Origin of the sequence: Hyphomicrobium facile, from assembly GCF_900116175.1 — a bacterium.
GTDB lineage: Bacteria > Pseudomonadota > Alphaproteobacteria > Rhizobiales > Hyphomicrobiaceae > Hyphomicrobium_B > Hyphomicrobium_B facile.
The window spans coordinates 246,131-268,449 of the sequence record NZ_FPCH01000005.1 but is presented as its reverse complement, the minus strand read 5'-3'; the positions used below and the strand labels follow the sequence as shown (position 1 = coordinate 268,449).

Here is a 22,319-nt window from a genome sequence, read left to right as displayed (position 1 = left end):
ATTCCCTGCAGCGAAGCTTGAGGATCGCGCAGCGATGGTTTTCTGGATTCTAGTGGCTGGATTAGTGGCAGCCGTGACGCTCGCCATCACGCGGCCTCTGATGCGTCCGTCATCGCGGGCAACGGATTCCGCCGGCCCCGATATCGCCGTCTACAAAGACCAGCTCAAAGAGATCGATTCCGACGAAGCGCGCGGTACTCTTGGCGCTGCGGAGGCTGAAAGCGCCCGGGCCGAAATCGCCCGCCGGATTTTGCGCGTATCGCAGGACCATCCGAAAGCCGGCTCGCACGCTCGCGACCCTGAGCGCAATCGCTTCGTCGTTCCGGTGTCCATCGCCACTGCCATCGCGCTGCCGATTGCAAGCTTGGGCCTTTATCTGACGTATGGCGCACCCGGCATGCCGGCACAGCCGTTGAGCGAGCGCCTCGCCGAAGCGTCGAACGCCAACAAGCCCAACGATCTCGTTGCCAAGGTCGAAGAGCGGCTGCGAGACCATCCGGAAGACGGTACGGGATGGGATGTCATCGCGCCCGTCTACTATGCAATGGGTCGGTACGCCGATGCCGCTACCGCCTACCAGAATGCCATTCGGTTGATCGGCGAAAGCCCGAAGCGTCTACAAGGCTTCGCGAACGCGCGCATCCACATCGAGAACGGCGTCGTTCCGGAAGACGCCCGCAAAGCTCTCGAGCGCATTATCGTGCTGGCGCCGGACTCATCCATTGAGCCGCGCATTTGGCTGGCGCTCGCGAAGGAGCAGGACGGACGCGTGTCTGACGCCGCCGCCGATTATCGCAAGCTCATCGCCGAAGCGCCCGCGGACGCGCCTTGGCGCAAGGTCATCGAAGAACGGCTGGCAAATATCGGGAAGGGGATCGGCAGCCCACCGGCAGGCGATGGCAATCAGGGAGCGGGCAGCAACGCCGGAACGGCTCCATCATCGGCAACGCCGGCCGCCAATCCTGAAGCCGCCGCGATCATGGCGATGAACCCCGAGGAACGGCAGGCGTTCATCGCGCGTATGGTCGATAGTCTCGCGGCCCGTCTCAAGTCCGATGGAAACGACGCTGCGGGATGGGTAAAATTGATACGAGCCTATGAAATTCTCGGTCGCCGCGATGATGCCATCAAAGCTTTGACAGATGCCCGCGCCAATCTCAAAGGCAACCAGGACGGCTTGGCCGAAGTCGAGCATCTCGCGCGCCAGCTGGGCCTCGGAAGCTAACGCAATGCAGGGTCTCTGATGACACGTAAGCAGAAGCGCGGAGTTTTGATCGGCGGAGGGGTCGCAACGCTCTGCGTGGCGCTCCTCCTCGTGCTCTTCGCGTTGAAGGACAGCATCGTGTTCTTCCATACGCCGAGCGACATCGTCGAGAAGGGCGTCCCGCCGGGCCAGCGCATCCGCCTCGGCGGCCTCGTGGAGCATGGCTCCGTCGTTCGCGGACAGGGGACGACGATCACGTTCAAAGTGACCGATACGCTGCGCGATATTCCGGTTACATTTACGGGCGTGCTGCCCGACCTTTTCAAGGAAGGCCAGGGCGTTGTCGCCGAAGGCATGCTTGATGGCGAGGGCCGCTTCAAAGCCGATAGCGTGCTTGCCAAGCATGACGAAAATTACATGCCGCGCGAAGTCGCGAATGCTCTGGAAGCGAAAGGCGTCAAGCTCGGCGCGGGCGCCCATCCGGGCCAGGTGAAGGCAGGGATGCCTTAGAAGGACATGCCGTGATCGTAGAATTCGGACATTTCGCGCTGATCCTCGCTTTGCTGGTTGCCGTCGCGCAGGTCGTCGTTCCCGCGATCGGCGCTCACCTCAAAGACGAACGCATGATGCGCGTCGCCGATCCCGCGGCCGTTTCGCAACTCTTCCTGATCGCGATCGCCTTCTGCGCGCTGACGCACGCCTATGTGACGTCGGACTTCTCCGTCCTGAACGTCGCCGAAAACTCACATTCGACGAAGCCGCTGATTTACAAATTGGCCGGCGTCTGGGGCAATCACGAAGGCTCGATGCTGCTTTGGGTGTTGATCCTGGCGCTCTTCGGCGCCGCTGTTGCGCTCTTTGGCAATAACCTTCCGCTGACGCTGAAGGCCCGCGTTCTTTCCGTGCAGGCGTCGATCGCGGTGGCGTTTCTGCTCTTCTCGCTGCTGACGTCCAATCCGTTCACCCGCCTCGATCCGGCGCCCCCCGATGGACGTGGCTTGAACCCGATCCTCCAGGACCCCGCGCTCGCCTTCCATCCGCCGTTTCTCTACATGGGCTACGTCGGCTTCTCGATTGCCTTCTCGTTTGCGATTGCGGCGTTGATCGAAGGCCGCATCGATGCAGCCTGGGCGCGCTGGGTGAGGCCGTGGACGCTCGCGGCCTGGATGTTTCTCACGATCGGCATCGCGATGGGATCGTGGTGGGCCTACTACGAACTCGGCTGGGGCGGCTGGTGGTTCTGGGATCCGGTCGAGAACGCATCCTTCATGCCCTGGCTCGCCGGAACCGCGCTTTTGCATTCCGCGCTCGTAATGGAAAAGCGCGAGGCGCTGAAGATCTGGACCGTGCTTCTCGCGATCCTGACGTTCTCGCTGTCGCTGATGGGTACGTTCATCGTGCGCTCGGGCGTGCTGACGTCCGTTCACTCCTTCGCCGTCGATCCGGCGCGCGGCGTCTTCATCCTCGCCATTCTGATCCTCTTCACCGGCGGCGGCCTCGCGCTCTTTGCGTTGCGCTCCAAGGACATGCAGGCGGGTGGCCTGTTCCAGCCCATCAGCCGCGAAGGATCGCTCGTCCTCAACAACCTGCTGCTCGTGACAGGCGCTGCGACCGTGCTCGTCGGCACGCTCTATCCGATGGCGCTCGAAGGACTGACGGGCGAGAAAATTTCCGTCGGGCCGCCGTTCTTCAACATGACCTTCGGACCGTTGATGATACCGCTGCTCGTCGCTTTGCCGATCGGTCCGATGTTGGCCTGGAAGCGCGGTGATTTTGCGGGAGCGATGCAACGCTTGGCGTTTGCTTTCGGTGCGGCACTCGTAGCGCTCGTTGCCGTATTCGCCGCCGAATATCGGGGACCGTGGCTCGCGCCGTTCGGTGTCGCGCTCGGCGTCTACGTCATGGCGGGCGCTGTCGTCGAGTGGGCGAACAGAGTGAAGTTCGGCTCGGCAAAATCGGATGAAATCATTCGTCGTGCGCGAAACCTGCCACGTTCGGCTTACGGCACCTTCTTTGCGCATTTCGGGATCGGCATGCTCGTGGTCGGCATCGTCGCGACGAGCGCCTACCGCGAAGAGCACATCCAGGCCATGAAGCCGGGCGATCAAATCACGGTCAACGGCTATAACGTGACGTTCGTCGGTCTCGAACAGGCCCGCGGGCCGAACTACGTCGAAGACATTGCCGATTTCAATGTGAAGCGCGGCGGCGAAACGGTGGCGCGGCTCACGCCCTCGAAGCGGCTCTACGACGCCCCGCCGCAGACGACGACCGAGTCCGGCATTCTTGCCGCGTGGCGCGGCGACCTTTACCTCGTCATCGGCGATGCGCAACCGAACGGCGGCTACGCCGTCAGAGCCTATTTCAACCCGCTCGTACGCTTCATCTGGCTCGGCGCGTTGATCATGTTCATCGGTGGCGGCATCTCGCTGTCCGACCGGCGCTTGCGCGTCGGCGCGCCGTCGAGATCGCGTCAACCTGTTGCGGTACCCGCGGAGTGAAACGCTTGCGACGCTCAATGATAGCGACGTTGCTGACGGCATGGGCGCTCTTCGCAGCCGCTCCGATGGCGCACGCCGTTCAGCCTGGCGAGATGCTCGCCGACCCCGCACTCGAACAGCGTGCCCGAAACATCTCGGCCGAGTTGCGCTGTCTCGTTTGCCAGAACCAGTCGATCGACGACAGCGACGCGCCTTTGGCGGGCGACCTGCGCCGGCTCGTTCGTGAACGCCTGGAAGCGAACGACTCCGACCAGCAGGTTCTCGACTATGTCGTCGCCCGCTACGGCGAATTCGTTCTCCTCAATCCACGCTTCGAGCTGTCGACCATTCTGCTTTGGCTGACGCCGGTTCTCGTCCTGCTCGGCGGTCTCGTTCTTGTTGTCCGGAACGCAGGAAAAAATGGCGCTGCGTCTCCAAGCACGCCATTGACCGATCAGGAGAAAGCCAAGCTCAAGTCCATCCTGACGGACGAGCGGCGTTAGCCGGATCTTTGCGGCGAGCCGGCTCGAGATTACCAACAGTTAACGTCTCTGACATGCTGCCGTAATCCATTCTCCGTTACGCCTCCAGACAAGGCTCGCGAAGCCTGCATTTATCTGGAGACCATGGGATGCGATTGCCCCACCGTTCGTCGACGACCTCAAACTTCAAATTAGCTTCAAATATCGCACCGGCCACGCTTGCGATGGCGGCCGCTGCGGTGGTGGGAATTGGACTTTTCGCGCCATCCTATCCCGTTCGTGCCGATACCCCGGCGGCTCAGACCATCGAGACCCCGTTCGGCCGCGCGCCTGTTTCGTTTGCCGACATCGTGGACAAGGTCAAACCGGCCGTCGTCTCCGTCTCGGTCGTGAACGACGGCGGCGCCTCCAAGCTCGCGTCGAACGAGAAGGGCGGCAAGAAGGGCGACAAGGGATTTTCGCTTCCCGATCTCCCGCCCGATCATCCGCTCCACGACTTCTTCAAGAATCTCCCCAAGGAGTTCGGACAGCCGGACCAGAAGCCGAAGATCGTTCAAGGTCAGGGCTCGGGCTTCGTCATCACGCCTGATGGCTACGTCGTGACGAACAATCACGTCATCGATGGCGCGACGAAGATTCAGGTCGCCTTCGACAACGATGAGACGAAGTACGACGCCAAGCTGGTCGGCACCGATCAGCGCACCGACATCGCCGTCATCAAGATCGAGAGCACCAAGAAGACGTTCCCGACCCTCAAGCTGGCCGAAAAAGAATCTCGCGTTGGCGACTGGGCGTTGGCCGTCGGCAATCCGTTCGGCCTTGGCGGCACGGTCACGGCCGGCATCGTCTCGGCGCTCGCACGCGACATCGGCTCGGGTCCCTACGATTACCTGCAGATCGACGCTGCCGTGAACCGCGGCAACTCGGGAGGCCCGACGGTCAACATCGATGGCGATGTCATCGGCGTTAACACCGCGATCTTCTCTCCGTCCGGCGGCAACGTCGGCATCGCCTTCGCAGTACCTGCTAAAACGGTGAAGGAAGTCGTTGAACAGCTGAAGTCCGGCGGCACCGTCAATCGCGGCTGGCTGGGCGTCAAGATTCAGAACGTCGACGAGGACACGGCTGCGAGCATCGGGCTTCCGGCAGCACACGGTGCGCTCGTCAGCGAAGTGACGCCGAACGGCCCCGCAGCCAAGTCGGGCCTCAAGGCTCAGGACGCAATCATCCAGGTGAACGGTGATAAGATCGCCGATAGCCGCGACCTCGCGCGGAAGATCGCCGAGCTTGCTCCGGATACGGCGGTGGACGTGAAGGTCTGGCGCAACAACGCGGAGGAAACGGTCAAGGTGAAGCTCGGGCTGTTCCCGAAGAACGCCGAAGCAGCCATGAGCGGCGAAAACAACGACGAAGACAGCAACAACAACGACGACGAGAACGCCAAGCCGTCGTCGGTCGAGCTGAGCCAGCTCGGGCTGACATTGATGCCGGCCCGTACCGGCAAGGATGCTCCGGAAGGCGTTGCGATCGCTGAGGTCGATCCCTCTTCGGACGCCGCTCAGAAGGGCCTGAAGGCGGGTGACGTGATCCTCGAGGTATCGGGCCAGGTGGTCGCGTCTCCGGATGATGTCCTCTCGGGCGTCAAGAAGGCCGAAGGCCTGAAGCGCACGGCGGTTCTTCTTCACATCAAGACGGCCGATCAGAAGCGCTTCGTTGCCGTTCAGCTCAGCTCCAAGAAGGGCTGAGGTTAACCACCCATGAAAAACTCGGGCAGCCCCGTCATTGAAACGGCGGGGCTGCCTCGACGTCCGGGTACGACCCAGCTACACAGTGAGCGGAGAAAAGGCGAAAGTCGGACATACACCATGCGCGTGCTCGTGATTGAAGACGATAAAGAAACCGCGCTTTTCCTTCAGAAATCTTTGAAAGAGAACGGCCATACCGCCGATCTCGCGCATGACGGCGAAGCCGGATTGGCGCTCGCGACGGACGGGGCCTACGACGTCCTGATCGTTGACCGCATGTTGCCCCGCCTCGACGGACTGTCACTCATCAAATCGCTGCGCTCGGAAGCCAATCGCACACCCGTGCTCATCCTCTCGGCGCTCGGCGAGGTCGACGATCGCGTCAAGGGCCTGCGTGCCGGCGGCGACGACTATCTGACGAAGCCCTACGCATATTCCGAGCTTCTGGCGCGCGTCGAAGCGCTTGGCCGCCGCACGGCGCCGGAAGAACAGCAAACCCGCTACGCCGTCGGCGATCTCGTGCTCGATCGCCTCTCGCACCGTGTCACGCGCGGCGGTGAGCACATTCTGCTGCAGCCTCGCGAGTATCGGCTGCTCGAATATCTGATGCAGCATGCCGGTCAGGTCGTCACGCGCACGATGCTGCTCGAGCATGTCTGGGACTATCACTTCGATCCACAAACGAACGTCATCGACGTTCACGTCTCCCGCCTTCGCGCCAAGATCGATAAGAACTTCGACAGGCAGCTTCTGCATACGGTTCGGGGCGCAGGATATACAATTCGTGACGGCCCTGCTTGACCGCGTCGCGAAAGCGGCATCGACGACAGCCTTCGGACTGAGCGCGCTGGCGGTAGCCTTTTTCCTTTTTGCCGCCGCGATCGTCGTCGGCGCTCTGTTCTGGCAAACGAACAACCTGCTGACCGATCAGGTTCTGACGACGCTCAACGCCGAGGCCCGCATCCTCTCCTCCGAAATGAAAGTCGGAGGGCAAGCCAAATTGACCGAGACGGTATCGGCGCTTTCCCGCCCTCAAGGGATCGGCCTCTATTATCTGGAGGACGCGAGCGGCACGAAGATCGCCGGAAACTTGAACCGCGTCCCGCCCGAACTGGAAGGCGAGGGCCACGGCGGCGTGTTCACGTATCAGCCGGCGCCAGATGGCCCGGAGAGAGCGCATCTCGCGGTCGCCATTCCCGTCGACGTCGGTTCCCATCTGCACCTGATTATCGGCCGTGACATCGAGGATCAGCGCGCCTTCGCCGATTCTGTCCGGATGACGTTTCTTCTCGGATTTGGCGTGCTGTCGATCCTCGGGCTGCTCGGCGGCCTCGCTGTCAGCCGCCTGATCGTCAACCGCATGGATGAGATCACCGCCACCAGCCGGCAGATCATGGAAGGCGATCTTTCCCGCCGTATTCCGACGTCAGGCAAAGGCGGCGAACTGGACGCGCTTGCGGGCAGTCTGAACGAGATGCTGGACCGCATCGAAAGCCTGATGAACGGCCTTCGCGAAGTCTCAGACAACATCGCCCACGATCTTAAAACCCCCCTCAATCGCCTGCGCAACTCGGCGGAAGCAGCACTCCGTGATCCGCGCGGAGGCGAGGCCTATCGCGAAGGCCTCGAGCGAACGATCGAAAAGTCGGACGAGTTGATCAAGACGTTCAACGCACTTCTGCTGATTGCCCGGCTCGAAGCGGGCCCCCTGCAGGAAAGCACGGAGACGTTCGACCTCGGCCGCTTCGTGGCGGACGTCAGCGAACTCTACGCGCCCGCGGCAGAGGAGGCGGGCTTCGCGCTGTCGATCGAGACGGTGCAAGGCCTGTTCGTGCAGGGCAACCGGCAATTGATCGGGCAGGCAATCGCCAATCTTATCGACAACGCGATAAAGTATTCGCGCGGCGGTGAGCCCGGGAGCGCGATCACCGTGCGCGCCTCCCTCTTGGATGGCCGCCCCGCCATCTCTGTCGGCGACCACGGCCCCGGCATCGATCCAGCCGATCGCGAAAAGGTGCTGAAGCGGTTCGTGCGGCTCGAAGCAAGTCGCACCAAACCGGGGACGGGCCTCGGGCTGAGCCTTGTCGCGGCGGTCGCCCGTCTCCACCACGGAGAAGTCCGGCTCGAAGACAATCAGCCGGGCTTGAGGGTCGTGCTGCTGTTCTCGCCCAAATGCTTGATCGCGGCGCCGAACGGCGAGGGTGACGCCGAGCCCGGCCTTGCGGCACAATGACGTCATGGATCAGACCGTTTCCCCGAGCCTCGCGACGCAAATCGCCGAATGGCCCCACGCGCTTCCCGCCGGTATCGGTGCCGAGCGCTTCAATGCCCTGAAGGGGGAAGCCGAAAGCGCCTGTCCGCTGCTTGTAGGGCTGCTGAGCGATCCAAAGGTCGAAAACCTGCTTAGAGGCGTATTCGACGGCTCGCCCTACCTCGCCGCGCTTGCGAACCGCGATCTCGCGCGCTTAGCCCGTATCCTCGGCGAGCCTCCCGAAAAGCGCTTCGCCAAGGCAACCGAAGAACTGACCGCTGCAATGCGCGAGGCACCGGATCTGATCGCGGCCAAGCGCGTGCTCCGCATCTACAAGTCGGAGGTTGCGCTTCTGACCGCGCTCGCCGATCTCGCCGGCGTCTGGCCCGTCATGACCGTGACGCGCACCCTTTCCGAATGCGCCGACGCCGCCGTCGCGACCGCAGTCCGCTTCCTGTTCCGGCTCGCGTCCGCGCGCGGGCAGTGGAAGCCGCTCGATATCGACGAACCGGAGCAACAGTCCGGCTATTTCGTGCTCGCCATGGGCAAGCACGGCGCTTTCGAGCTCAATTATTCAAGCGACATCGATCTCACGGTCTTCTTCGATCGCGACAAGTCCCGCCTCGTCGGCGACGGTGACCTGCAGTCGTTCTTTGTGCGGCTCACGCGTGACCTCGTGCTGCTGCTCGATGAGCGCACGCCCGACGGCTATGTCTTTCGAACGGATCTCCGCCTGCGGCCCGATGCCGGCGCCACCCAGATTGCGCTCTCGACCGCTGCCGCGCACGGCTACTACGAGACCGTCGGGCAGAACTGGGAACGCTCCGCCATGATCAAGGCGCGACCAGTGGCGGGCGATCTCGAAGCGGGAGAAACCTTTCTCGCCGAACTCGCTCCGTTCATCTGGCGCAAGTATCTCGATTTCGCGGCGATCGCCGACATCCACGCGATGAAGCGGCAGATCCACGCCCACAAGGACATCGGCCCGATATCCGTCGCCGGACAAAATCTCAAACTCGGCCACGGCGGCATTCGCGAGATCGAATTCTTCGCGCAGACGCAGCAGTTGATCGCCGGAGGGCGGCAGCCCGATCTCCGCGTCCGCGCGACGCTCGATGCTTTGGCGGCGCTCGAACGGCGCGGCTGGGTAAAGGCCGATGTCCGCGCCGACCTCGATCAGGCGTACCGGTATCTGCGCCGCCTCGAGCACCGCGTGCAAATGATCGCCGACGAGCAGACGCACGAGGTGCCGTCCACCCCCGCAGCGCTCGACGCGTTCGCGCGGTTCTCGGGCTACGCCGGCACGCCGGAGCTTTCGCGCGATCTCATAGCCTCGTTGGAAACGGTCGAAAAACACTACGGCGGATTGTTCGAGGAAGCGCCGCATCTGGCGCCGGAGGGGGCCAACCTCGTCTTCGCGGGCGCAGAGGACGATCCGCGGACGCTCGAGGAACTGAAGCGCCTCGGCTATTCACAGCCGGCGCAGGTGCTGGCGATCGTCCGGGGCTGGCATCACGGCCGTGCGCCGTCGGTCAGGTCACCGCGCGCCCGCGAGCGATTGACCGAAGTGCAGCCGCTGCTGATCGAGGCGCTCGCCGACACCGTCGATCCGGACGCCGCGATCGCGAGCTTCGATCGCTTCATCGCCGAGCTACCCTCGGGCGTGCAGCTCTTTTCGCTGCTCAAGGCCCAACCCCGCCTGATCCGGCTGCTGGCCGATATCATGGGATCTGCGCCCCGCTTGGCACGCATCCTGTCGCGCCGCCGGCGGCTGCTGGATGCCGTGCTCGATCCGCAAGTCCATGGCGGCGATCTGATCGGCGCGGCCATCGACGAACTGGTGATGAAGGCGTTTCGCGCGGCGCGCGCCACGGCCGTCGGCGACCCGATGCAGGAAATTCTCGACACCGCAAGACGGATAGGCAGCGAGCAATCGTTCCTCGTCGGCGTCAGAATATTGACGGGCAGCATCTCGGCGACGGAGGCCGGGGCCGCTTACGCGACGCTCGCGGAACGGCTGATCGCGGCGCTCTTTGAGGAAGTAACCCGCGAGATGGAGGAGGATCACGGCCGCGTGCCGGGCGGAGCCGCGGTGGTCGTCGCGATGGGCAAGCTCGGTGGGCGCGAACTGACCGCGGCGTCCGATGTCGATCTGATCCTCATCTATGACTTCGACGCCGATGCCGAGCAATCGGATGGCGCCAAACCTCTCGCCCCGCCGCACTATTACACGCGGCTGACACAGCGTCTGATCAACGCCATTTCGGCGCGGACGGCGGAGGGGGCACTTTATGAGGTCGACATGCGCCTTCGACCATCAGGGCAGAAAGGCCCGGTCGCGACGCGTTTATCGAGCTTTACGAATTATCAGACGACAGAAGCGTGGACGTGGGAGCACATGGCACTGACGCGCGCACGCGTCATCGCGGGCTCCCGCGAGTTGGGCTCCGGCGTCGAAGGCGAGATCCGCAAGGTTCTGACGGCGCGCCGCGACCCGGCAAAGATCACGGCCGACATCCGCGACATGCGCCAGCGCATCGAGGCGGAGAAAGCCACGACCGATATCTGGGATCTGAAGCAGGTGAGGGGCGGGCTGGTCGATCTCGAATTCATCGCCCAGCACCTCCAGCTTGTTCACGCCGCGGATCACCCGGCGATTCTTAACCAGACGACGCTCGTCGCGCTCGCCGCGGCCGCCGCCGAGGGCCTCATCAGCGAGGCAGACTACTTGCGTCTCTCGGAAGGGGGCCAGCTCCTACACGACTTGACGCAGGTGCTGCGCCTGACGCTCGAAGGACGGTTTGACCCCGCCCAGGCCCCTGAAGGGCTTAAGGCTTTGTTGGTCCGCTCGGGGGGCGCCGCCTCGTTCGAGGACCTGGAAACAAGGCTGAAACATACCCTCGGCGAGATTTTTTCGGCTTTTAACCGCCTGGTCGCCTAGCACCTTTGCACTCCGGCGACGGATTGTGGCAGGTTACGACGTTCTTGCGATAACCGACACGGATCCCGGCCTTCGGGCGGCACTCATCCGGGGCGTTATGCGCGAGGCAGGCTAACAAGCATGTCGAGAGGATTAGTGGCGGCGACGAGGACCGATGGCAGCCCAGCTGCTCCGCGGGCGACAGCCGAAAGCCGGGCCGACGAGGCTGTGCTCGTTGCCGCGGTCGGTAGCGGCGACGGCGACGCATTCCGGCTGCTCATGGGGCGCCACCTCGGCAGCATTGTCTCCGTGGCGCGCCGCATGTTGCGGGACGACGCGGAGGCTGAGGACGTGGCGCAGGAGGCGTTCTTGCGGCTTTGGCGCTCGAGCGGGACGCTGGAAATCGGGCCGGCCGGCATCAGGCCCTGGTTGCGCCGTGTGGTCTCGAATCTGTGCCTCGATCGCGTACGCGGTCAGAGCCGGGTGAAGGTTGTTGATGAATTGCCCGAGGTCCCGGAACCGGCGCGACAGCTGGCGGGCCTCGAGAGCCAGGATACGCAGCGCCGTGTTGAAATGGCGATGCAGAAATTGCCGGACCGGCAGCGGTTGGCGCTAACCCTCTTTCATTTCGAGGGATTGAGTCAGATCGAGATCGGTCAGGTTATGGGAGTGTCCGATGAAGCCGTTGAGTCGCTCCTGAGCCGGGCGCGGCGGCAGCTGAAGGCGGAACTGAGATCGGATTGGGAGTCGCTGCGTAGTGATGGCGAACTCTGAATGCGGGAGACGGCAGGACGATGTCACGTAATGCTCTAGGCCCCATGGGGCTCGACAAGCTGGAGGCTGCGCTCGACACGTATGGTGCAGACCGTACGCGATGGCCGGCGCCGCTGCGTCTCGCCTTGTCGGGTTTGATCGCTGGCAATGCCGACGCGCAGAAGATGCTGAAAGACGCCGAGGCGTTCGATCGTCTGCTCGATAAGGCGCCCCAGTATGATCAGAGCCGCCTCGATACCTTGAGCCAGCGGATAGCGTCCGCGGCCGAACGCCAGCCTCGGATCGTTGCCGGAGGCGCGGCCATCGTCACCGAACCCGCGAACCGCCGAACGGCGTGGCCGGGATCGCGCCGTCATGGCTTTGCGGCAACCGCGCTTGCGGCCTCGTTGGTGCTCGGCGTGTTTGCAGGTCAGCTGAATATCTTGAACGCGAGCGCAGAGGTGCTCCTCGGCGGCGGCAGCGGAAACGCGAGCAGCACCAGGATGGCTCAAACCGACGAGGCCGACGTTCTTCTCGATGAGGATTTATTGTGACGGCTGAAGTCAATCAACTCTCGCCCGCGCGGTCGCGATTTCTCTATCCGGCCTTCGTCGCTTCGCTGGCACTGAACTTATTGTTCATCGGCCTGTTCGCGGCTGCCGCGTGGCATCACCACGAAGAAAGCTCCAAACCTTTCGAGCCTGGTCTGTTGGGCTTTGTGAGGGAGCTTCCGGAAAGCCGTCAGACTGCGGTCCGTAACGAGATCACGGGAGCGCGGGAAGGGATGAAGGACTTGCGCGCAACCGTGAGAAAATCCTGGTCCGATGCAAACGCGCTATTGACCGCCGAGCCGTTCGATAAAGCGAAGTTCTCCGAAGCGCTGGCGAAACTGCGAGAGGAGGAGAACCTCTATAAAACGGCCATCAACAACGCCATGGCGGATACGGCTGCAAATCTGAGCCCCGAGGAGCGAAAAATTCTGCAGACCTGGCGGGAGAAGCGCCGCCCGAACGTGCTGAAGGCGCGAGGCGAGCCAGCCAAGGATTAGGGTGCGGGCCTTGACGAATTAGGTCGGGCGGAACACCCGCTGACCTCACGCGGTAATCCTTCACGCTGCCAGGAAAAGATCATGCTGCGCGGCAGGCAGAAGCCGCACCGTCCACTTGCGCTCGCCATTCCCCGCCGAGGTGGCGAGCTCGGCGCCCGAAAGCTCACAGAGCGTCCGCGCTAAAATCATCCCGAAACCTTCGTCAGCCGTCGGACCGCGCCGGTCGGCCTGAATAGCGATCGACAGGTCTATCGCGCCGGCGAGCGACTTTGTTTCAATCCGAAGGGTCGTATTCGCCGCGCCGTTGCGACCTGCTTCGCTGAGAAGATTGATCAGCAACTGACGCATGGCCTGATGGTCGCCGAGCACATCGAAGCCGGCGTCGGTGTTCCTGACGATTGAGATCGATCGTACGGCGAGATCTGGCGCCGCGAAGGCGCAGGCTTCGTCGATGACCGACGTCAGCCGGCTCGTCTGGCGCCCCTTGCATTCGGGAGCCGTCAGCAACGCCGTGATGGCCAGCGCATCCTCGGCGCTTTTGAGCAGGATACGTCCACTCGCATGAATATCGCGGGCGTAGGCGTCGTAGCCGGACCCGAGCGGTCCGAAGACCTCTTTCGTCATGATCTCGGAAAAGCCGAGAACGGCATTGAGCGGCGTCCTGAGCTCGTGGCTCATATGTGCGGTGAGTTTCGCCCAGGCGGCGCGATCAAGAGCGGATTGAGATGCGTCTGCTCCAAAGAGTTCCGGAAAGCGCGGTTGTGCGCGCGCGTCGAAGGCGGACGGCTGCGAGGGCGTCTGCGCCTCTCGTGCGAAGCTTGGTGCAGGCTTTCGAGCGCCCCGTGCCGGAAGCATGACCACCATCGCCGCAAGGCCCGCGCCAACCACGAACAGGAGAGTGGAAAGCGAATCAGCATCGAGCTGCGGCACGACCGCTCCGGCGAGCGTCAGCAGGGCAGCGACAAGCAATAGGGGTCCGCGTTGCGAGAAGCCGATCCCGTTGGCGATGTCAGCCGACAGCCGCCGCGAGCCGCCGAAGCCGGCATAGCTTTCCCGTTGAGGGACGGACCAAGTCCGAGCCATCTCGAATTCCCTTGCTGAGATTTGTCTAAGTGCCCGACCCTGTAAGGCGGTGGACGATCATGTCCTTGGGCGTGATTCGACATTCGCCGATTTGCGACTCACCGTCGAGGGAGAAAAAATCGCAAAGGAATCAAATTTGTTTCGATGAGGGCAGCGCGAGCATAACGGCCGCGCGCTGTGGCAGAAATGCTCAATTAGTCCTCTAGCATCCGCGAGACGATCTCGTGGCAATCGCGCGAAATCGGAGCAGCGGCAACACGCTTCAACGCGGCTCTCGCTAGTCCTTTGCGGCCGGGCTCGAGCGCCCGGTAACTGCGGAAGGCACCGAGCATGCGCGCCGCAACTTGCGGATTGAGCTGATCGATCTCGAGCACCTTGTCTGCGAGGAAGTCATAACCCGCACCGTCCGCGCGATTGAATTGCAGCGGATTGCCCAACGCATACGTGCCGATGAGCGCGCGCACCTTGTTCGGCGTCGTGATCTTGAAGAGAGGATGCCGGCAGAGCGCCTTGACCTCGTCGAGCACGCTCGGCCGCGGCGATTGCGCCTGCGCCGCAAACCACATGTCGATGACGAGATGATCGTCTTTCCAGCGCTCGAAGAAATCCTCGAGGATGTCGAGGCGGCCTGGCGCGTCGACGCCCGCGATCAAGAACAGCGCGTGACACGCGTCCGTCATGTTCGAGGCTTTGCGGTAATGGGCCTCGACTCGGGCGAAGTCTTCGCTAGCCCCACGCGCGGTCAACAGCGTCAGAGCCGCGTTGCGCAAGGCCCGCCGGCCCGCATTCTTCGCGTCGGGTGAAAATTTCTTGTCCCGCGATGCGTTCGCGTAGAGGGACTCGAGATCGTCCGCCAGCTTTTCGCCGACGGTCCGGCTGAACAAGCGATGCGCATCGAAGATCCCGGCGTGATCGACGCGGCTCGCCTTCTCTCGGGCAACGTCCGCGACCGACGGCAGCTTCAGCAACTCAGCCTTATAGGAATCGTCGAGTTCGCTATCGCGCAACGCATAGCGCAGCGCGTCAGCGAGCTTCGAGGATTTTGCTGCGACCATGGCGTTCGGCCGTTTCGCGTCGAGAAGCCCGATAATGCTGCGTGTCGCGTAGGCATTGCTCGACTGCCAGCGATTGAAGAGGTCGCTGTCATGATGCATCAGGAAAGCGAGATCCTGATCCGATATCGACATCGTGACGGTGACGGGCGCCGAGAACCCGCGCAGGAGCGACGGAACCGGCCGCGAGCTGACGCCTTTGAATTTGAAGCTGGTCGTCCGCTCGGAAACGGCCATCACGCCGTCGCGGATCTTGATGCCGCCCTCGACCTCGAGATCCATCTCCTGGCCGTTCTCGCCGAGCAGAGCCATGCTGATCGGAATGAAGTACGGCTGCTTCTTCGCCTTGCCGGGCGAAGGCTTCAGCACCTGATGGACGGTCAGCTCGGCAGACTTCTTGCGCCGGTCGTACGAGAGATCGCATACGAGCTCCGGCGTCCCGGATTGCGAATACCAGCGATGGAACTGCGTGAAATCGGCGCCGCTCACATCCGCGAAGCAGGCAATGAAGTCTTCGATCGTCACCGCCTGTCCGTCGTGACGCTCGAAATAGAGATCCATGCCCGCGCGGAATTTCTCAGGTCCCACGATCGTGTGAATCATCCGGACGACTTCGGCGCCCTTCTCGTAAACCGTGGGCGTATAGAAGTTATTGATCTCGACATAGCTCTCGGGCCGGACCGGATGCGCGAGCGGCCCCTGGTCCTCCGGAAATTGCAGCGCCTTGAGCTGGCGGACGTCGGAGATGCGCTGCACGGTCGCGCTGCGCAGATCGGCTGAGAATTCCTGGTCCCGGTAAACGGTGAGGCCTTCTTTCAGGCACAGCTGGAACCAGTCGCGGCACGTGATCCGGTTTCCCGTCCAGTTGTGGAAGTATTCGTGCGCGACGACGCTTTCGATCGATTCATAATTGGAGTCCGTCGCAGTCTGCGGCGACGCCAGGATCAGGCGATCGTTGAAGATGTTGAGGCCCTTGTTCTCCATGGCCCCCATGTTGAAATCCGAAACGGCGACGATGTTGAAGACGTCGAGATCGTATTCACGCCCGAACTTGACCTCGTCCCAACGCATGGCGCGCTTGAGCGATTCCATGGCCCAGTGAGCGCGCGATTCCTTGCCCCGCTCGACATAAATCCGAAGATCGACCTCGCGACCCGACTGCGTGGTGAAGGTCGACGCGACGGGCGAAAGACTGCCGCCGACGATTGCGAAGAGATAGGAGGGCTTCGGGTGGGGATCGTGCCAGATCGCATAGTGGCGCTCGCCGCCCGAAAGCGTGCCGCGCTCGACCGGATTGCCGTTCGCCAGAAGTATCGGCGCCGTTTCGATATCGGCCTCGAGACGCACCGTGTATTCCGCCAGCACGTCGGGCCGGTCGAGGAAATACGTGATCCGGCGGAAGCCTTGCGCCTCGCACTGCGAGCAGTAGACGCCGCGCGAGAGATAAATTCCCTGAAGCGCGGTGTTGCCCTTGGGATTGACCAGCGTCACGATTTCGAGCGTGAACGGCTCTTTGGGCGGAGCCAGGATCGTCAGGCTTGTGTCGTCGACACGATAGGATGACGGCTTGAGCGCGCGCCCGTCGAGGGCGATGCTTTCGAGCTTGAGAAGCTCGCCGTCAAGCCTCAGCGGAACCTTGCCGGTTGCTTCCGAATCCGGATTGCGCCGAACGGTAAGCTTCGACGTGACGCGCGTCTTTGACGGCGCGAGCACGATGTCGAGATGGACGCTGTCGATCAGAAAGTCCGGCGGGCGATAGTCGGCAAGAAGGACTGGCTTGGGGTTCTCTGATTTCATAATACCCGCCGTGAAGGTTATCTTCGGCGGCTCTCGATCAGCACGCTCAATCGCATCGCAATCGCAGCCACCTCTTCGCTTCTACCCCAGCCGATGGCGGAAATCATCGTAGCCAAATGACCGAAGCGTCCGCGTAGTGCCATCTTCGTCAAGAACGGCAAGATCGGGCAAAGGCACGCCGTTGAAGGTGTTATTCTTGACGAACGAATATTGCATCATATCCGTAAAAATCACGCGATCTCCGGTCTTCAGCGGCCGATCGAAGGAATATTCACCGATGATGTCGCCGGTCATGCAGGTCTTCCCGCCAAGGATGTAGGAATGCGGCTTTTCGCCTGGCGGAGCGGCCCCGATCACTTCCGGAGTGTAGGGCACCTCGAGAACGTCGGGCATGTGCGTCGAGGCCGAGGCATCGAGAATGGCGATGTCCTTGCCGTTGTGGTGAATATCGAGAACGCTCCCGACCAGATAGCCAGTATTGACGACAAGACCGGCGCCGGGCTCCAGGATGACGTCGACGTTGAACGCGGTTTTGAACGCGTTGATGGCGGCGATCAACTTTCCGATATCGTAGCCCGGCTTATTGATGAAATGACCGCCGCCGAAATTGACGGTCTTCACGCGGCGCACATAATCTCCGAACACGCGTCCGACATGCTCGATGAGCCCGACGGATCCTTCATCGCCGGACTCGCAGAGGGCGTGTGTGTGCAGAATGTCGACTTCGTCCCAAGGCACGCGATCGAGCGTATCAGGCGTTGCGCCGAAACGTGAGTTGGGCGCGCACGGATCGTAAAGCGCGCCGCCGAGCGTCGCGTTGGAATAGCCGGGATTGATCCGGATGCCGATCTTGACGCCCGGATGCGACCTGACGACGGAAAGATTCTTCGCAATCTGGTCGGGCGAATTGAAATAGATGTGCTGCGCGAGCTTCGTAAGCCGCTCGACTTCGCCAGTCGCATAGGCGGGAGAGTAGACGTGCACTTCCTTGCCGAACTCGTCATGGCCGAGGCGCGCTTCGTATTCGCCGCTCGCGGTTGTGCCGTCGAGAACGTCGCGCATCAGGGTAAAGGCGGCCGGAAGCGCAAACGCCTTCGTGGCGAGGAGAATTTTGCATCCCGTTTCGCGCTTGATCTCAGCCGCGCGCGCGAGATTGCGCTTGAGCGCCGCGACGTCGAGAACGTACGAGGGCGTCGCAATCGACTGGGCCCAGTCGAACGACTGCAATTTCAACTTGGAGAGATCGGACAATTCGGGTCACCGGTGGAGTTAGCGAAAGCTGTTACTGCGAGACGCGCACCGGTCCCGCGGTCGAGCCCGGCCATCTGTAGATGAAGGTCAGATAGGCGAGCGAGATATAGATGGCCCCGAATGCAAAACTTCCAAGTAACGCCGAAGCTTCGTAGAGCGTCAAACCGTGGAGCCAAGGCGGCCGCGCGTTGCCGAAGCCCGGAATTTCGCTTGCGGGACTGACGAGCTTCGCCCACGCGTGGTCGGTTCCGGCCAGCAGGTCATTCAGGCCCCATGTCAGCGCACCCATGAAAGCGAGGCCGCACGACAACAAGGTAAAGGCGAGCAGCCGAAGCGAGATTGGCGCCTCCCGAAGGAAGAGCCAAAGCCCGGCGATGTAGGCCGATATCATTCCGAAGCTCACCGAAACGACGGAGACGACGAGGCCCGTCAGCTCGTTGCGGATCGAAAGGATATCGGCTTCGCTCATCAGGTCTCGACCGCGAAAAGCTTCTTCTGGTCGGCCTTCTCGATTTCCTTCACCTGCCAGGGCAGGCCCTGCTCGGCGAGCTCTTCGAGGAACGGCTCGGGCGGCAGCTGCTCGACGTTGAAAACGCCTTTGCCCTTCCAGATGCCCTTGAACATCATGATCGCGCCGGTGACCGCGGGGACGCCGGTCGTATAGGAAACCGCCTGCGCGCCGACTTCTTTGTTGGTCTCGGCGTGATCGCATACGTTCCAGATCATGTACCGCTTCTTCTTGCCCTTCTTCTCGCCCTTGAGGACGACGCCGATGGACGTTTTGCCGGTGTAATTCTCGGCAAGCGACGACGGCTCGGGAAGAACGGATTTCAGGAACTCCATCGGAATGATGGGCGTGCCCTTATGCATGACGGGGTCGATGCGCGTCATGCCGACGTTTTGCAGCACTTCGAGGTGTTTGATGTAATTGTCCGAGAACGTCATCCAGAAACGGATCTCTTTCAGACCCTTGATGTTCTCGACGAGGCTCTCTTCCTCCTCATGATAGATGAGGTAGGATTTGACGGGCCCGACTTCCGGATAGTCGATCATCGTCGAGATCGACAGCGGATCGATCTCGATCCATTCGCCGTTTTTCCAATACTTGCCGCGCTGCGTCACTTCCCGAAGGTTGATCTCCGGATTGAAGTTCGTGGCGAATGCCTTGCCGTGGCTGCCCGCGTTGCAATCGATGATGTCGATCGTGTGGATCTCATCGTACAGGTTCTCCTGCGCGTAGGCGCAGAAGATGTTCGTGACGCCCGGATCGAAACCGCAGCCCAGGACGGCCATGAGCCCCTTGGCTTTGAATTTATCGTTATACGGCCATTGGTACTTGTAGGTGAACTTGGCTTCGTCGCGCGGCTCGTAGTTCGCGGTGTCCATGTAGTTGACGCCGGCCTCGAGGCACGCGTCCATGATCGCAAGATCCTGGTAGGGAAGCGCCATGTTGATGACGAGGTCGGGCTTGACCTTGTTCAATAGCGCGACCGTGTCGGCGACGTTGTCCGCATCGAGTTGCGAAATCTCGATCGGCGTTTTGCATTCGGCCTGGACCTTCTTGCAGCTTTCGATGCGGCGCGAAGCAAGATGGATCTTTTTGAAAACATCGCGGTTCATCGCGCATTTCTTCGCGACGACCGAGCCTGCAGCACCTGCCCCGATGATAAGTACGTTGTCCAACGAACGCTCCGATGTTGAAAGGCCGGTCTCGCCGGCTCCAGCAAGCGCGTAAAGCTGCGCTGGGGGCCCGAAATAGGGCACCCCGGACATTAATTCAATACTAAGCGGTCACGGCCGCCCCCCCCATGCGGATGGAACGGCAAGCGTAAACTGTCACAAAGCGGCTTTGTGACGGTCCCGGAGACGCCATTTCTTGAGTTTCGGGCCAAAATCGTCTTCCGCCGAAAGGTGGGGCGGGCCTACGGCCGGCTTGCCGGGGCCAAAGTCAAGCCACCGGCACCGGAGCGAGCGCGCCGGGCTGCCCCCCGCTGCCACAAGACTTCCCTGCTACAGGATATTGAAAGTCTGTCCTGCCGGACCGTCGACATTCCGGAACGGTTTGCCGTCCTTGCCTTGCGTGACCGCCCAAAGCCTTGTTCCCGGCTTCAACGCTTCGTTGAGTTTGATTTTCACGTCGCGATGATCTCCGCGCGTGAGCGCAGCTGAGCCGAGGGGTTTCGCGGATGCGTGTCCTTGCGGATCGACCGCGAAAATCGCCAAAGTGCCGTCCGTGGGGGCAAAGGCATAGGTAATCGAAACGGATTCGCCCTTCGGTTTTTGGTTCATTGCGATTACCGAGGCAGGTGTTCCTGGATCGGCCGCGAACGCGCCGCTCGTGATCAGCATACCTGCCGCCATCACGGCAGCGGCAGTGGCCGATACTCGTGACATTGTCATGGCTTTCGTCCTTGATTTGAAGTTGCGACTGGCGGGAGACTTTTGTCGGACGCCCGTCAGCAGTCTTGATAGTGGCGTCCTGTGCCAATCCAGGCCCTCGGGACGTCGCCACTCTGCACATGATGATATTCGGAGGCGCGACCGGCCTTGCAATATGCGAAGGCCGAGCCTTACGATTTTTTGTTCCGCTAAAGGCTCAAATTGCAATTTTCTTCGCGATGTCCGCGGGCAATGAATCACCACGTGGGTCTATTTGAAATCGGATGAGCTGGATGTCGCCCGCTCACGTCAAAAAACGGCAACCGCTTCAATGCACGTTGCGGCGAATTATTCGACTTCTTTGAATAATAGCGTTTGAGTCACACCCAATCATCTTCCGGTCGTTGCCGCCCGTTCAACATTGGCCCGTCGCGGCGCGCACATATGATCGGCATGCAGATGATTCCGTGAGGGGTGGCAGTCATGAGAATATCTCGTGCGTTTGTCAGCGGCTTCGGCGGCATCGCAGCCACCCTGATTTTGATTTCGCCGGCGGCGGCTGCTGACCTCGGCGGAAATTGCTGCGCCGATCTTGAAGAGCGTATCGCCGAATTGGAAGCGACCACCGCGCGCAAAGGCAACCGTAAAGTCAGTCTGACGGTTTCGGGCTGGGTGAATGAGAACCTCATCGTTTGGGATGATGGCACCGAGCATAACGCCTACGTCGGCACGAACTCCGTCGAGCAGTCGCGCTTCCGGTTCGTCGGCGAGGCAAAGATCACGTCTGACGTGTCAGCGGGTTACCTGCTTGAGATCGGCGTGCAGGGCCATCCGTCAAATCAGTGGAATCAGAATTCTCCGAGTTCATCGAGCAGCAATCCGAATAACCAGGACAATCAGCTTTTGGTCCGCAAAAGCTATTGGTACGTCAAGAGTAAGGAATGGGGACAGGTCGCCGTCGGCCAAAACGGTACCGCAACCTACCACCTTCTCGATGATGCGGATTTCACTTTGACACGTAACGTCAACGACGCGGAAGGCGCCGCGATCTACCTGTCGCAGTTTCAACTGAGGGCCAATGGGCTCCCCATTGGCTCGCCTGCACTCAGATGGACCGACGCCTTGCGAGGTTTCAATAATTCGACACCCGGCGATAGCGGACGTCGCAATGTCGTTCGCTACGACTCGCCGATTTATGAGGGCTTTTCGGCCGCTGCCGCTTGGGGCGAAGCCACCTTATGGGACGTCGCCCTCCAGTACAAAAACGACATCGGTGATTTCAGTGTTCTCGCCCGTGGCGGTTATGGCCAAAGCAATAATCCCGGCACCCAGTTCAGCGGCACCCCGAGCACCTACGTCGCCGGAGGAACGGCCTGCATATCTTCGAGCACGACGACGGCATCATTACCGAACTTTCGATGCGACTGGGGCGGCGCCGCAGCCACGATCATGCACAAGCCGACCGGACTATTCGTATTCGGCGGCTGGGGTACGCAACACATTGCTACCGGGAACACGACCACAGAGCCGCAGCTTATAGAGCCTGTTAGCAACGTGTGGTTCATCCAGCCCGGTATCGAATACAAGTGGATTTCGCTCGGCAAGACAAACATTTTTGGCGAGTACCGTCATGACGATGCCGGTTCCAATCCCGGTAAGACGGTCTCCTCGAGCATCAATTTCTGGCAGGGCGGTATCATTCAATACATCGATGCGGCTGAAATGACGCTCTATGCTGTCTACGAGCACGCCGATGGAGATATGTTTGGCAATAGCGTGACGGCTACGGGTGGTGGCGCTCCCGTGGGGAAAACCTCGCTCGATGCGTTCCAGGCGGGCATCTTTGGCGCGAAGATTAATTTCTGAACGCGGCG

At 61.6% G+C, this 22,319-nt stretch carries 18 protein-coding genes; 12 read left to right on the top strand and 6 right to left on the bottom strand.

Features of this window, described 5'->3' with window-relative positions:
- Window positions 1–34 precede the first annotated feature (34 nt).
- The 11 genes from ccmI (at window position 35) to BM399_RS20700 (ending at window position 12,883) form a co-directional block, all read left to right on the top strand.
- Window positions 35–1,225 (top strand): c-type cytochrome biogenesis protein CcmI, encoded by a 1,191-nt coding sequence (ccmI, locus tag BM399_RS20750; RefSeq protein ID WP_092869695.1) that lies wholly within the window; start codon window positions 35–37, stop codon window positions 1,223–1,225.
- Window positions 1,226–1,243: 18 nt separating this feature from the next.
- Window positions 1,244–1,714: a cytochrome c maturation protein CcmE gene (ccmE, locus tag BM399_RS20745; RefSeq protein ID WP_092869694.1), complete on the top strand. Its 471-nt coding sequence runs from the start codon at window positions 1,244–1,246 to the stop codon at window positions 1,712–1,714.
- Window positions 1,715–1,725: 11 nt separating this feature from the next.
- The gene (locus BM399_RS20740) at window positions 1,726–3,705 is read left to right on the top strand and encodes a heme lyase CcmF/NrfE family subunit (RefSeq protein WP_092869693.1); all 1,980 of its coding nucleotides are present in this window, start codon (window positions 1,726–1,728) and stop codon (window positions 3,703–3,705) included.
- Between the two features lie 5 nt (window positions 3,706–3,710).
- Complete coding sequence (locus BM399_RS20735) at window positions 3,711–4,187, top strand: cytochrome c-type biogenesis protein (RefSeq protein WP_425284108.1); 477 nt, start codon at window positions 3,711–3,713, stop codon at window positions 4,185–4,187.
- 128 nt (window positions 4,188–4,315) lie between these two features.
- Window positions 4,316–5,911 (top strand): Do family serine endopeptidase, encoded by a 1,596-nt coding sequence (locus BM399_RS20730; protein ID WP_092869691.1) that lies wholly within the window; start codon window positions 4,316–4,318, stop codon window positions 5,909–5,911.
- Window positions 5,912–6,031: 120 nt separating this feature from the next.
- Complete coding sequence (locus BM399_RS20725; RefSeq protein WP_092869690.1) at window positions 6,032–6,712, top strand: response regulator transcription factor; 681 nt, start codon at window positions 6,032–6,034, stop codon at window positions 6,710–6,712.
- On the top strand, window positions 6,696–8,144 hold the full coding sequence (locus BM399_RS20720; protein WP_092869689.1) for a sensor histidine kinase: 1,449 nt from the start codon (window positions 6,696–6,698) through the stop codon (window positions 8,142–8,144). The genes BM399_RS20725 and BM399_RS20720 overlap by 17 nt, the downstream gene beginning before the upstream one ends.
- A 4-nt stretch (window positions 8,145–8,148) precedes the next feature.
- Window positions 8,149–11,103 carry a bifunctional [glutamine synthetase] adenylyltransferase/[glutamine synthetase]-adenylyl-L-tyrosine phosphorylase gene (locus BM399_RS20715; RefSeq protein ID WP_244531417.1) on the top strand — a complete coding sequence of 985 codons (2,955 nt, stop codon included), beginning with the start codon at window positions 8,149–8,151 and terminating at the stop codon, window positions 11,101–11,103.
- Between the two features lie 120 nt (window positions 11,104–11,223).
- Entirely contained in the window at window positions 11,224–11,856 is a 633-nt protein-coding gene (locus BM399_RS20710) for a sigma-70 family RNA polymerase sigma factor (protein ID WP_092869688.1), read from the top strand.
- Window positions 11,857–11,876: 20 nt separating this feature from the next.
- Window positions 11,877–12,389: a hypothetical protein gene (locus BM399_RS20705; RefSeq protein ID WP_092869687.1), complete on the top strand. Its 513-nt coding sequence runs from the start codon at window positions 11,877–11,879 to the stop codon at window positions 12,387–12,389.
- A complete protein-coding gene (locus BM399_RS20700; RefSeq protein ID WP_092869686.1) occupies window positions 12,386–12,883 on the top strand; it encodes a periplasmic heavy metal sensor in 498 nt (165 codons plus the stop codon). The genes BM399_RS20705 and BM399_RS20700 overlap by 4 nt, the downstream gene beginning before the upstream one ends.
- 60 nt (window positions 12,884–12,943) lie before the next feature.
- On the opposite strand, the gene BM399_RS20695 is transcribed toward BM399_RS20700, so the two are convergent.
- The 6 genes from BM399_RS20695 to BM399_RS20670 all read right to left on the bottom strand — a co-directional run bounded on the left by BM399_RS20695 (window position 12,944) and on the right by BM399_RS20670 (window position 20,460).
- Window positions 12,944–13,966 carry a sensor histidine kinase gene (locus tag BM399_RS20695; protein ID WP_092869685.1) on the bottom strand — a complete coding sequence of 341 codons (1,023 nt, stop codon included), beginning with the start codon at window positions 13,964–13,966 and terminating at the stop codon, window positions 12,944–12,946.
- Window positions 13,967–14,160: 194 nt separating this feature from the next.
- Window positions 14,161–16,815 (bottom strand): aminopeptidase N, encoded by a 2,655-nt coding sequence (pepN, locus tag BM399_RS20690; protein WP_092869684.1) that lies wholly within the window; start codon window positions 16,813–16,815, stop codon window positions 14,161–14,163.
- Between the two features lie 81 nt (window positions 16,816–16,896).
- Window positions 16,897–18,066, bottom strand: a complete 1,170-nt coding sequence (gene nspC / locus BM399_RS20685) for a carboxynorspermidine decarboxylase (protein ID WP_244531416.1) — start codon at window positions 18,064–18,066, stop codon at window positions 16,897–16,899.
- 31 nt (window positions 18,067–18,097) lie between these two features.
- On the bottom strand, window positions 18,098–18,535 hold the full coding sequence (locus BM399_RS20680) for a hypothetical protein (protein WP_092869683.1): 438 nt from the start codon (window positions 18,533–18,535) through the stop codon (window positions 18,098–18,100).
- Window positions 18,535–19,749: a saccharopine dehydrogenase family protein gene (locus BM399_RS20675; RefSeq protein WP_092869728.1), complete on the bottom strand. Its 1,215-nt coding sequence runs from the start codon at window positions 19,747–19,749 to the stop codon at window positions 18,535–18,537. Before BM399_RS20675 ends, BM399_RS20680 begins: the two co-directional genes overlap by 1 nt.
- Window positions 19,750–20,076: 327 nt before the next feature.
- On the bottom strand, window positions 20,077–20,460 hold the full coding sequence (locus BM399_RS20670; RefSeq protein WP_143117884.1) for a DUF7282 domain-containing protein: 384 nt from the start codon (window positions 20,458–20,460) through the stop codon (window positions 20,077–20,079).
- Window positions 20,461–20,928: 468 nt separating this feature from the next.
- On the opposite strand from BM399_RS20670, the gene BM399_RS20665 reads away from it, so the two are divergent.
- Window positions 20,929–22,311: a porin gene (locus tag BM399_RS20665; protein ID WP_092869681.1), complete on the top strand. Its 1,383-nt coding sequence runs from the start codon at window positions 20,929–20,931 to the stop codon at window positions 22,309–22,311.
- Window positions 22,312–22,319 lie beyond the last annotated feature (8 nt).